At 61.3% G+C, this 11,990-nt stretch carries 12 protein-coding genes; 3 read left to right on the forward strand and 9 right to left on the reverse strand.

Annotation, left to right across the window (positions count from 1 at the left end):
- The first annotated feature begins 54 nt into the window (after window positions 1-54).
- Window positions 55-1,161: an acyltransferase family protein gene (locus LHFGNBLO_RS23455; RefSeq protein ID WP_258601692.1), complete on the forward strand. Its 1,107-nt coding sequence runs from the start codon at window positions 55-57 to the stop codon at window positions 1,159-1,161.
- Between the two features lie 47 nt (window positions 1,162-1,208).
- On the opposite strand, the gene LHFGNBLO_RS23460 is transcribed toward LHFGNBLO_RS23455, so the two are convergent.
- From LHFGNBLO_RS23460 to LHFGNBLO_RS23495, 8 genes are all read right to left on the reverse strand, one after another.
- The gene (locus tag LHFGNBLO_RS23460) at window positions 1,209-2,276 is read right to left on the reverse strand and encodes a BMP family ABC transporter substrate-binding protein (protein WP_258601693.1); all 1,068 of its coding nucleotides are present in this window, start codon (window positions 2,274-2,276) and stop codon (window positions 1,209-1,211) included.
- 49 nt (window positions 2,277-2,325) lie between these two features.
- Window positions 2,326-3,246, reverse strand: coding sequence for an ABC transporter permease (locus LHFGNBLO_RS23465; RefSeq protein WP_258601694.1), 921 nt, complete (start codon window positions 3,244-3,246; stop codon window positions 2,326-2,328).
- Window positions 3,246-4,358, reverse strand: a complete 1,113-nt coding sequence (locus LHFGNBLO_RS23470) for an ABC transporter permease (protein ID WP_258601695.1) — start codon at window positions 4,356-4,358, stop codon at window positions 3,246-3,248. Before LHFGNBLO_RS23470 ends, LHFGNBLO_RS23465 begins: the two co-directional genes overlap by 1 nt.
- Entirely contained in the window at window positions 4,355-5,932 is a 1,578-nt protein-coding gene (locus tag LHFGNBLO_RS23475) for an ABC transporter ATP-binding protein (protein ID WP_258601696.1), read from the reverse strand. The genes LHFGNBLO_RS23470 and LHFGNBLO_RS23475 overlap by 4 nt, the downstream gene beginning before the upstream one ends.
- 141 nt (window positions 5,933-6,073) lie before the next feature.
- Window positions 6,074-7,051 carry a quinone oxidoreductase family protein gene (locus LHFGNBLO_RS23480; RefSeq protein ID WP_258601697.1) on the reverse strand — a complete coding sequence of 326 codons (978 nt, stop codon included), beginning with the start codon at window positions 7,049-7,051 and terminating at the stop codon, window positions 6,074-6,076.
- Between the two features lie 17 nt (window positions 7,052-7,068).
- Window positions 7,069-7,869 (reverse strand): phosphatidylcholine synthase, encoded by an 801-nt coding sequence (gene pcsA / locus LHFGNBLO_RS23485; RefSeq protein WP_258601698.1) that lies wholly within the window; start codon window positions 7,867-7,869, stop codon window positions 7,069-7,071.
- A complete protein-coding gene (locus LHFGNBLO_RS23490; protein WP_258601699.1) occupies window positions 7,866-8,480 on the reverse strand; it encodes a DUF1326 domain-containing protein in 615 nt (204 codons plus the stop codon). The genes pcsA and LHFGNBLO_RS23490 overlap by 4 nt, the downstream gene beginning before the upstream one ends.
- A 15-nt stretch (window positions 8,481-8,495) precedes the next feature.
- Window positions 8,496-9,431 carry a DUF2182 domain-containing protein gene (locus LHFGNBLO_RS23495; protein WP_258601700.1) on the reverse strand — a complete coding sequence of 312 codons (936 nt, stop codon included), beginning with the start codon at window positions 9,429-9,431 and terminating at the stop codon, window positions 8,496-8,498.
- Between the two features lie 70 nt (window positions 9,432-9,501).
- On the opposite strand from LHFGNBLO_RS23495, the gene LHFGNBLO_RS23500 reads away from it, so the two are divergent.
- Window positions 9,502-10,713, forward strand: a complete 1,212-nt coding sequence (locus LHFGNBLO_RS23500) for a UbiH/UbiF family hydroxylase (RefSeq protein ID WP_258601701.1) — start codon at window positions 9,502-9,504, stop codon at window positions 10,711-10,713.
- A 222-nt stretch (window positions 10,714-10,935) separates the two neighbouring features.
- Window positions 10,936-11,259 carry a heat shock protein HspQ gene (hspQ, locus tag LHFGNBLO_RS23505; protein WP_258609860.1) on the forward strand — a complete coding sequence of 108 codons (324 nt, stop codon included), beginning with the start codon at window positions 10,936-10,938 and terminating at the stop codon, window positions 11,257-11,259.
- 82 nt (window positions 11,260-11,341) lie between these two features.
- Here hspQ and LHFGNBLO_RS23510 read toward each other — a convergent pair whose 3' ends face one another.
- Window positions 11,342-11,968, reverse strand: coding sequence for an invasion associated locus B family protein (locus tag LHFGNBLO_RS23510; RefSeq protein ID WP_258601702.1), 627 nt, complete (start codon window positions 11,966-11,968; stop codon window positions 11,342-11,344).
- Window positions 11,969-11,990 lie beyond the last annotated feature (22 nt).

Below are 11,990 nucleotides of genomic sequence, written 5' to 3' on the forward strand. Positions count from 1 at the left end.
CCCGTTCGGCCGCGATCCGCATTATAGTTTCGAGACTATAAATGCGGGGGTCGGATGGACGCCAAAACTGTGCGGCAAGACTACGTCGCGACGCTGGACCTTCTGAGGCTGGCGGCGGCGCTGGCTGTCGTGTTCTATCACTATTTCTTTCGCGGCGCGGCCGCCGGCGGCTTTCTCGCCGAGGGCTATCCGACAGTGGCGCCGGTCGCCATATACGGCTATCTCGGCGTCAATTTATTCTTTCTGATCAGCGGCTTCGTTATTGCCTGGTCGGCGGAAAGCCGCAAATGGGAACAGTTTGCGATCGCGCGGTTCGCACGCCTGTATCCAGGCTTCCTGCTTTGCATGACCATCACCTTCGCGATTGTCGCCTCGGTCGGGGCGCCGCTGTTTTCAGCCTCTTTGCGCCAGTATGCCGCGAACCTGTCCATGTTTGCGCCGGCCTTCGGCCAACCGTTCATGGACGGCGTCTACTGGTCGATCTTCCTTGAATTGATTTTCTACGGTTGGGTGACGCTCGCGCTGTTCACCGGGGTTTTTGGGAAATGGAAGCTGGCGTTGATCTTCATCTGGCTGGCGATCTCGGCGTTGAACGAGTTCTTCATCGACAGTCGTGCAGCGCGGTTCCTGTTCATCACCGAGTTTGGCCCATTTTTCGCCGCTGGACTGCTGGTCCACCATCTTCATGCGCATGGCCGTTCGCTGCCAGCCTTGCTGCTGCTCGTGGCCGCATTCCTGATGTCCAGCAGCACGATTGCCGTGACACAGCACTGGATGCTGAACGAATATGGCGTTGCCGTTTCGCTGACCAATCTCGTGGTCGCCAATGTCATCATGCATGCGGCGCTGATCGGCGGCGTTCTGTTGCGCAACCATGTGGGCCCGTCATCTCTGACGCTGGCGCTGGGCGGGTTGACCTACCCCCTCTACCTTCTGCACCAGAACATCGGCTATCTCGCGATCAACGCCGCCGCACCGATGGTCGGCAAATGGAATGCCGCTCTGGGCTGTGTCGCCCTCATGCTCTTGGTTTCGTGGGCGATCTGGCGCTATTTCGAACGACCGGCCCAACGCATGGTCAAGATCTGGCTCGGCCGGGCGATTGATGGCGGGCTGGAGAGATTTCGACGCGCTTCCACAGTTTCGCAACCCGCCGAATGAAAAAGGGCGCCTTGCGGCGCCCTTTCCTGACATAGTTCGGCTTGTGCTTATTGCGGCAGCTTGTCGTCGACGCCCTTCACATAGAAGTTCATGCCGAGCAACGTGCCGTCGTCGGCGACTTCGCCGTCCTTCAGCCATGGCGTGCCATCCTGCTTGGCGATTGGCCCGGTGAAGGGGTTCCAACCGTCGACGATCTTCTTTTCAGTGGCCTGCGCCATCGCTTTCACGTCGTCGGGCATGTTTGTGTAAGGGGACATCTTGACGGCACCGTCCTTGATGCCGAGCCAGACATTGCCAGGCTTCCAGGTGCCGTCGAGCGCGGCCTGGACCCGGCTGATGTAGTACGGACCCCAATCGTCGGTGAGCGAGGTCAACTGCGCCTTGGGCGCGAACTTGATCATGTCCGAAGACTGGCCAAAGCCGTGCAAGCCACGCTCTTCGGCCACTTGCAGGGCAGCGGTCGAATCGGTGTGCTGGACGATGATGTCGGCACCCTGGTCGAACAGCGCCTTGGCAGCGTCGGCTTCCTTGCCCGGGTCGAACCATGAATTCACCCAGACGATCTTTGCCTTGAAATTCGGGTTGATCGACTGGGCGCCGAGCATGAAGGAATTGATGCCCATGACCACTTCGGGGATCGGGAAGGAAACGATGTAGCCGGCAACGCCAGCCTTCGATTCCTTGGCGGCGATCTGGCCAAGAATGTAGCGGCCTTCATAGAAGCGCGCGTTGTAGATGCCGAGATTGTCTGATGTCTTGTAGCCGGTTGCGTGCTCGAACATCACCTTTGGAAATTTCTTGGCCACCTTCACTTCCGGATCCATGAACCCGAAAGAGGTGCCGAAGATGAGCTTGCAGCCTTCGCGCGCCAGCCGTTCAAAAGCGCGGTCGGCGTCGGGGCCTTCGGACACGTTTTCGAGAAAGGCGGTCTCGACCTTGTCGCCGAGCGCCTTTTCCACTTCGAGACGGCCCTGGTCGTGCTGGTAGGAGTAGCCGAAATCGCCGATCGGGCCGGTGTAGACCCAGCAGGCTTTCAGCTTGTCCGCGGCCTCGGCGGTCGCTACCAGCGAGAATGCCGCCGTTGTGGTCATCAGGGCAATAAGTAGTTTTTTCATTGTGTTACCTCTCTGAGTTAAGCCTTGGAGCTTCCCGTCTTTTTTATTGTCAACGATCCGGAACGAATGGCTGCCCCAAGGAAGCCGGCGTGTTCATCATCGTCAGACGCTTGTTGCGCGAGATTAGAACGAGAACCACGATGGTTGCCAGATAGGGCAGCGAAGAAAGCAGTTGCGAAGGCACCGGAATGCCAAATGCCTGTGCATGGAGCTGGCCGATCCAGACCGCGCCGAAGATATAGGCGCCGGCTAAGACCCGCCACGGACGCCAGGAGGCGAACACGACCAGCGCCAGCGCGATCCAGCCGCGGCCGGCGCTCATGTTCTCCACCCATTGCGGGGTGTAGACCAGCGACAGATGACCGCCGGCAAGGCCGGCGCAGGCGCCGCCGAAAATCACTGCGAGATAGCGGTAGTGGATGACCTGGATGCCGAGCGCATGCGCCGAGCTGTGGCTATCGCCGATCGAGCGCAAGGTGAGCCCGGTGCGGGTCTTGAACAGGAACCACATGACGGCGGCGGTCAGTGCGATCGATATGTAGAAGATCGGGTCCTGGCCGAACAGCAACCTGCCGACGACCGGGATCGAGGTGAGGCCCGGAATGTCGAGGTTGGGCAGCCGCTCGCCGGGTTGGCCGACGAAACTGGTTCCCATCATGCCGGACAGGCCGAGACCGAGCAGCGTCAACGACAGGCCGGTCGCCACCTGGTTGGTGGCCAGCGACAGCGTCATGACGGCAAACAGCAGCGAGAACACGGCGCCCATCGCGATTGCAGCCAAAAGGCCGATCCAGGGCGAACCGGTGAGATAGCCGGCACCGAAGCCGCCCACCGCGCCCATGATCATCATGCCTTCGACACCGAGATTGAGCACGCCGGAGCGCTCGACCACCAGTTCGCCGATCGCCGCGATCAAAAGTGGCGTCGCCGCCGTGGCAATGGTCAAAAGGATGTTGACGGTGATGTCCATCAGCGGGCTTCCTCCAGCTTGGGTGCAGCCTCAAGTTTCGGCGCGGCAAAACCGACCAGGCGAATGCGGTAGTGAATGAGCGTGTCGCAGCCGAGCACGAAGAACAGAAGCATGCCCTGGAACACCCGTGCCACCTTGTCGGAGATGCCGAGCGCGCTCTGCACTGCCTCGCCGCCGAGATAGGTCAGCGCCAGCACAAGACCCGCGGCAACGATGCCCAGTGGGTTCAGCCGGCCAAGGAACGCCACGATGATGGCGGTGAAGCCGTAGCCGGGCGAGATCACCGGCTGCAACTGGCCGATGGCGCCGGAGACTTCCGAGATGCCGGCAAGCCCGGCCAAGGCACCCGACAGCAGGAAGGCGAAAAACACCATGCGGTTAAGGCTGAAGCCGGCAAAGCGTCCTGCCCTGGGGCTTGAGCCGAGGACGCGGACCTCGAAGCCTTTCAGCATGCGGCTCATCAGGATCCAGACCAGCACTGCTGCAACCAGCGCAAAGACGAAACCCCAGTTGGCGCGGCCGGACTCCGGCATCAATTCCGGCAGGATGGCCGAGTCGTTGAACTGCACCGTCTGCGGGAAACCATGGCCCTGCGGATCGCGCCACGGACCACGCACCAGCCAGTCGAGGAAGAGCTGGGCGACATAAACCAGCATCAGGCTGGTCAGGATCTCGTTGGTGTTGAAGCGCGTCTTGAGCAGCGCAGGAATGGCGGCATAGGCAGCGCCACCAACCATGCCCAGCAACAGCATCAGTGGCAGCACCAAGGGACCTTCGAACTGCGGAAACAGCACGGGGATCATCGAGCCGACAATGCCGCCCAGGATGAACTGGCCTTCGGCGCCGATGTTCCAGATGTTGGCCTTGTAGCAGACCGACAGGCCAACCGCGATCAGGATCAGCGGTGCTGCCTTGATCGCCAGCTCATGCAGTTGCCAGATCTGGCTGATCGGCTCGATGAAGTAAATCTGGAATGCATTCAAAGGGTTGACGCCAAGCAGCGCAAACATGATGGCGCCGGCGATGATCGTCAGCATGAAGGCGATGAAGGGCGACAGCGCCGAGAACAGCATCGAGCGCTGCGGGCGTTTGACGAGTTCGAGGCGCATCATGTCGTCTCCAAAGCGTGTTCGGCATGGCCGGGCTCAGCGCCGCCCATCAGCAGTCCGATCTTTTCGAATGTGGCCTCGGCGATCGGCAACGGCTTCGACAATTCGCCATTGTGCATGACGGCGATGGCATCCGATATCTCGAACAGCTCGTCGAGGTCCTGGCTGATGACAAGAACCGCCGAGCCGCTGCGCGCCAGTTCGATCAATGCCTGGCGGATGTGCGCGGCGGCACCGGCGTCGACACCCCAGGTCGGCTGGTTGACCACCATGACGCTAGGCTTGCGGTCGAGTTCACGGCCGACGATGAATTTCTGCAGATTGCCACCTGAAAGAGCCGCGGCCTCCGGATCCGGGGCGCTCTTGCGCACGTCCATGGCCTCGATGATGCGCTGGGCGGCGCTGTAGATCGCAGCGCTTTTGACCATGCCGCCAGCGCCGACGAAAACCTTGCCGTCCGTGGCGTGGCGCGACAGAAGCAGGTTTTCCGAAAGCTTCATGCGAGGTGCTGCCCCGTGGCCGAGCCGCTCTTCCGGGACGAAGGCAGCACCGATGAGCCGCCGGCCGGTGACGGTGAGGCCACCAGCATCCTTGCCGCGGATGCGCACCGAGGCGACGTCCTGTTGCAGCACCTCGCCGGAGACGGATTCGAAGAACTCGCCTTGCCCATTGCCGGCGACGCCGGCAATGCCGATCACCTCGCCGGCGCGCACATTCAAGTTGATGTTTTTCAGTGGAATGGAGAATGGCGTTGCCGGCTTGCGGCTCAGCGCCCGGATTTCAAGCAGCGACTGGGCCGTCTCGATGCCTTCGGCTGGCGCCCGCACCACGGCCTGCACCTCGTTGCCGACCATCATGCGCGCCAACGACGCCGCGGTTTCCTGACGCGGGTTGCAATGGCCGACCACCTTGCCGTGACGCAGCACGGTGGCGCGGTCGCAGATGCGTTTGACCTCTTCCAGCCGGTGCGAAATGTAGAGGATGGACTTTCCTTCCGAGCGCAAACGTTCGAGCGTCTCGAACAGTTTGTCGGCTTCTTGCGGCGTCAGCACCGATGTCGGCTCGTCAAGGATGATGAGCTGCGGTGTCTGCAGAAGGCAGCGGATGATCTCGATGCGCTGGCGCTCGCCGACCGACAGGTCGCCGACCAGCGATTCCGGATCGAGCGGCAGGCCGTAGCTGAACGACAGCGCCCTCGCCTTTGCGGCGATGGTGCTGATCGGCGAACCGTCATCCAGCGACAGCGCGATGTTCTCGGCCGCCGTCAGCGCCTCGAACAGCGAGAAATGCTGGAAGACCATGCCAATGCCGAGCTTTTTTGCATAACCCGGACTGGTGATCCTGACCGCTTGTCCGTTCCAGAAGATCTCGCCTGAATTGGGCTCAAGCGATCCGAACAGCATCTTGACCAGCGTCGACTTGCCGGCGCCGTTCTCGCCGAGCAGCGCGTGGATTTCACCCCTGGCGATGTTCAGATCGACATGGTCGCACGCCGTCAGCGTGCCGAATATCTTGGTGAGACCGCGAACCTCGAGCAGGTTTGCGCCGTCATGATTTGCACTCACAGTGCCTCCCATCTGGTTTGCCAGATATGTTCTGTGTTCCCGCAAGCATGGTATGCGCTGCCGGCTCCCATCGGAAAGCGGCACGCGACTTGAAAGAGCTTCAAGAATTTCAGCGGAAACTGATGGGATAGCAAGCTCAAGTAGCGGGAAGGCTCAGGGAATAAGAATGGTTGTTCCCGTCGTCCTGCGGCCTTCAAGGTCTGAATGCGCCTTGCCGGCATCCTTGAGTGCGTAGCGCTGGTTGATCTTTATCTTGACCGCACCGCTGAGCACGATATCGAACAATGCCTTGGCGGAGGCTTCGAGGTCCTCGCGTTTGGCGTTGTAGACGAACAGCGTCGGCCGGGTGACGAATAGCGAGCCTTTTTGCGCCAGCAGCGACATGCTGAATGGCGGTATCGGCCCCGATGACTGGCCAAAGCTGACGAACATGCCAAGCGGCTTCAGGCAGTCGAGCGACGCCGGGAAGGTGTCGTTGCCGACTGAATCGTAGACGACATCGCATTTCTTGCCGCCAGTGATGGCAGCGACGCCGGCGACAAAATCCTGCTCGCGATAATTGATGACATGGTCGAAGCCATGCGCCTTGGCGAGTTCGATCTTGTCGGTGGTACCAGCGGTGCCGATCACGGTCGCGCCGAGATGCTTGGCCCATTGGCCGAGGATCAGCCCGACGCCGCCGGCAGCGGCGTGAAACAGGACGGTGTCGCCTGCTTTGACCTTGAAGGTACGGCGCAACAAGTACTCGGCGGTCATGCCTTTCAGCATCATGGCCGCCGCCTGTTCGTCGCTGATGCCATCCGGCACTTTCACCACGCGGTCGGCGGCAATCACGCGCTGTTCGGCATAAGCTCCGACATTCACGGCGTAAGCGATGCGGTCGCCCGGCCTCAGCCAGTCGACGTCCGCGCCGACTTCGAGAACCACCCCGGCTGCCTCGCCACCGGGTATCAACGGGAACCCGCCCGGCGGCGGATAGTTGCCCAAACGGTGGTAGACATCGATGAAGTTGAGGCCGATCGCGGCGTGCCGGACCAGGATTTGCCCGGAGCCCGGCTGTCCCGGTTCGGCGTCCTCATAGGTCAGAACTTCCGGACCGCCATGGGCGTGGATACGGATCGCTTTGGACATTTTCGGTTCTCTTGGGATCAGGCTTTATCGGGGTCGGGCTTCTTGGCGCCGAGCGTCGGGAAGAACTGCATGATACCGCCGATGCAAGCCAGGTAAAGTCCGGTGACGGTGATGCCGACCTTGGTGAAAACACTGACCTGCTCGCCCAGCACGCCGATCTGGTCGTAGAAGGCGGCAAGTGCCGCCTGCGCCAGCGCCAGCGCGCCGAAAGCACACCACAGCAATGTCATGCCGAGATTGATCGGCCGCAGCCGCACCACCCGCACCGGATGGATGAAATTGATCGGCACGAAGGTCAGGATGCCGGCTGCCACGACCACGGCGAAGGAAACCCATTGTCCCGGTTCGATGACGAATAGCGTGAACACCACCATGTTCCAGACCACCGGAAACCCCTTGAAGAAGTTCTCCTTCGTCTTCATGCCGGTGTCGGCGTAGTAGATCGCGCTCGACACGACAATGATGGCCGCCGACAGGAACGACAGGCCCTCGCCCATGAAACCGCGCTGGTAGAGCGCGAATGCCGGGATCAGTACGTAGGTCACGTAGTCGATGATGTTGTCGAGGAGCTCGCCCGACCATGTCGGGAGGATTTCCTTGACCTCGAGTTTTCTGGCGATCGGCCCGTCGATGCCGTCGACGAACAGCGCCAGTCCCAGCCACCAGAACATTGCCGTCCAGCGCTGCTCGCTCGCCGCCACTAGCGACAGGAACGCCAGGAACGAGCCTGATGCGGTCAGGAGATGGACCGAGAACGCGCGCGCCTGCGGCCATGTGACTTTCTTCTTCGGCCTTGGAATCCGGTCGGTGATCTTCACGGGCCCCGCCAGTCCAGCTTGCAGATTTCGGCCGAACGGCCGGCAAAGTTCCAGTTGCGGCCGAAAGCCCGCATCTTGCTCTTGTCGGACCTGGCCACGATGATCTCCGGCGCGATCCAGTATTCGGAGTTGCTGATCACCGTATCCTTCTCGCGATCCTTGCCGGGAATCGGCGTCACCGCCCCGTCTATGATCTTCGGTATCTGGAAGATACGCGTCTTGTCACGTGTCTCATAGGTGATCGGTACCTGTTCGACGCCGAGGAATTTTCCGACGAGGATGGAAAGCAAGGACGTGGTTCCACCGGCCTTGCCGGTGAAAATCCTGGTCAGCGCCTTCACAGCATAGACCGAGGCGCGCTTGTCGATGAACAGGCCGGCGGTCCAGTTGCCGCGGCTCATATAGCCGGGAATTTCCATGATCAGCCCAAGTTTGAGGCCAGACAGGTCGACCTCGCCGAAATGGCCGGCGTCGACGCGGAAACCCGCCCAGGTCTGGCAATAGCCTTCGGTGGGTGGATGGTTGCCGAGCGACAGCACACAAGGGCAAAAGACCGTGCAATTGCAGGAGAGTACGAGCTCTCCCTTCATTGCCCAGCGTTGATCTGCCATCGAATTCTCTCCCCCTCATGCCGAGACTACTAGGAGGGCGGCTGCCCAGACAAGCAGTATCGCACCGGCCAGTCGGGTTGAAAGCCTGCTCGCCGTTTGTTTTTCGATCAGGGTGAAAAGTCCTATGAGCGCCATCCAGAACACGTTCATTACGCCGACGGCGAACATCACCAGCATCAGCGCCCAGCAGCAGCCGAGGCACCACACACCTTGCTCCAGGCCAAGCCGGAAAATGCGAACGGGTCTTGTGCTCCAGTTCGCAAACAGGATCGAGAACGGGTTTTTGCATTTTGTCAGGCAGGCCTCTTTCAGGCCGCTGAACTGGTAGAGCCCGGCAACCAGCAGCGCGGCCGCACCGGCAAATCCAACCAGCGGGTCGAGCACTTGCCCCGAAGCGAACGCATGGACCGTTAGCGTCAATACCGCAAACACCGCCGAAGCGGCGAGCCAGATGCCGAGGTAGCCGGCGACCAGAACCAAAGGATGGACAACCGGTTCGCCCTTGATCCGCGCCGTGTCGGCAATCTCGCAATAGGTGCGGACCATCGGCGCCGCGGATGGCAGCATGGTCGCCACCGCCATCAGGAACCACATCGCGATGAGCGCCAGGGCCTGCACGCCGATGGTTCCGTCGAGCGGCACCGGGGTGAGGCAGAGCGCGAAGAACCGGTCGAGAAAATCCGGCAGCGGCAAGGGGGGCAGGTATCTGAGTATCGAATCGCCGGGTGCGTCGATGCCTGGGGCCCGGCTTTCGGCGCCGCGGATCGCCATCGCGCCGAGAAGCAGCCAGGCAAGCAGGATGCCCGCACCGACGACGATGTTCACCGTCAGCCGGGGACTGCGGGCGACGCTTGCTGTGGCGCGGCCGGCTTGGTCGAGATGGCTGAAATCATGATCCTTGCCGGTCATGACAATCGAATGGGCCGAATCGCCGCGTTGATCAAGCCGCATGACCTGACCTATATGCTGCTGTACCGGCAGGTCGGACCCATCGCCTTGCATCGCAAACTGGAAGCCGAGTTTGGAGCACCAGAAAACAGCACGGATACTGGTTGCCGGCAGCGGCCCGGCGGGGCTGATCGCGGCGCTCGGTTTTGCCGACGCAGGCTTTCCCGTGACCCTTGTCGGGCCTGAGGCAGGCGGCCCGGATGGCCGCACCACGGCCTTGATGAACCCTGCCCTGAAAATCCTCGAGCGGTTGGGCGTCCTCGACGACCTCAGGCCCAAGGCTGCACCGTTGAAGGTTATGCGCATCGTCGATGCGACCAGACGGCTGATCCGCAGCCCGGTGGTCACCTTTCGCGCCAGCGAAATCGACGAAGAGCAATTCGGGCTGAATTTGCCCAACAGTGCGCTTAATCCCACGCTTGCCAAGGCTGCCAATGCGCATTCCGGCATCGAATGGCGAAAATCGATGGTGGAGACATGGCGCCTCGACGCTGGCCACGCGCATGCTGTCCTGGCCGACGGCAGCGATGTGACGGCATCGCTGGCGGTCGCAGCCGATGGCCGCCTGTCACCGGCGCGGGAGGCGGCAGGCATTCCGGCATCCGTCAGGTCATATCCGCAGGCGGCGCTGGTGCTGAATTTCGGCCACCGCAGCGACCATGCCTTCACCTCGACCGAGTTCCACACCGAAACCGGTCCGTTCACGCAGGTGCCGCTGCCCGGCAATCGCTCCAGCCTTGTCTGGGTGGTGAGGCCGGAGACGGCGAAGGAACTCGCAGCACTCGACGATGTCACGCTTTCGCAGCAGGTCGAACAACAGATGCAATCCATGCTGGGCCGGGTGTCCGTTGAGCCCGGCCGGCAGATCTACCCGCTTTCAGCGGCGTCGCCCGGGCGCTTTGCGCAGAACCGGGTTGCGCTGGTCGGCGAAGCCGCCCATGTGTTTCCGCCGATTGGCGCGCAAGGTCTCAATCTCGGCATCAGGGATATCGACGATCTAATTGGAATCGCTAGAGAAAATCGCGATGATCCGGGATCTGCCAAGGCGCTCGCAGCTTATGATTTCAAGCGGCGGCCTGACATATTGGCGCGCAGCAGCGCGGTCAATCTGCTCAACATGTCGCTGTTGTCGGACATGCTTCCGGCCCAGATGGCGCGCAGCGCCGGCCTCGGCGTGCTCGGCAGTTTCGCGCCGCTGCGCGCCTTCTTCATGCGCGAGGGGCTTCGGCCCGGCAGCGGCTTTGCAGCGTTCGCCGGCGGCTTGCGAAGGCCAGCCCGGCGGTAGCAGGCCTGCGCCAAAACTTTCGATCCGTTCGGTGCGTAGCTTCACAGAGGCGGCAAGCGCCTCGGGATTGAATTGATGTGGCGTCTGCGCCAAATAGAGCTAGGGATCAAACCTAAAGTCGGGCTCGATTTTTGGCTGCGTAGTGCGTAAATTCAAGGTCTTAGAGCGTCCATGCCTCTTCCAAAGACGCGCGGCGCTCTAGGAACTTAGGTGGTGAGTAAGATGAAGACGGCCAAATTCTCGATCGGACAGGTGGTTCGCCACAGGCTGTTTCCGTTCCGCGGCATCATCTTCGATGTCGACCCGCAATTCGCCAATACCGACGAATGGTACGAGGCGATCCCGGAGGACGTGCGGCCACGCAAGGACCAGCCCTTCTACCATTTGCTCGCCGAGAATTCGGAAACGGAATACATCGCCTATGTATCCGAGCAGAACCTGCTTGAGGACCAGTCGGGCGAACCGGTCCGGCATCCACAGATCGGCGAGATGTTCGACAAGAAACCTGATGGGCACTACGAGCCGAAACGCCAGTCCAGGCATTGATATGGCCAGACACTGACGAGACAGTAACGAAAAAAGCGGGGCATGACCCCGCTTTTTTCTAAATTCCGAGACGGTCGGCCGATCAGTTGGCGGCCTTCGCCTTGTCCTGCTCTTCCTTGAGCTTCTTGGCGAAGTCCTGGTTGTTCTTGGCAACGAAGTCCTGAAGCTTCTTCTGCCGGTCCTCGATATCGGACTGCTGCAGCGGCGGGCCGTCGAAGGCGCCGCTGAAGCCGGTCAAGGCGATCTTGATCGGGTTTGGCTGATTCTGGAAATTGACCGAGGTGAGCGTCAGCGAGGAGCCCTTCTTGAAGGACGCGACCAGCTGGTCGGTCAACGGCACTTCGGCCACGCAGCGGTCGGGGAAGCAGATCACATAGTCGAGCTTCTGCGCCTTGCCGGTGTCGATCTGAAGGCCGATGCCGGGAGGCACCAGACGGCCCGTCGGAACCGTCACCTGGAACACCTTGCGGTTTACCTTGCCCTTCAGTTCGATCAGGCTGATGCCGGTGATGAGCTGGCCGTTGCCGGCGGTGGTGATGTTCTGGACATTGCAGATGTCGACATCTTCCTGCTTGGTGCAGGCCTTGAACCAGCCTTGCGGAATTTGCTGCTGCTGCGCGGAAGCAGCCGGAAGTTCGGCGCCCAGAAAGCCGACCACGCCTGCGGCCATGACCGAAAGGCGGTACGCGTTGCTGTTCAGGCTCGTCATGTCGTGCACTTCCTCTCAAATG

Origin of the sequence: Mesorhizobium sp. AR10, from assembly GCF_024746795.1 — a bacterium.
Classification (GTDB): domain Bacteria; phylum Pseudomonadota; class Alphaproteobacteria; order Rhizobiales; family Rhizobiaceae; genus Mesorhizobium.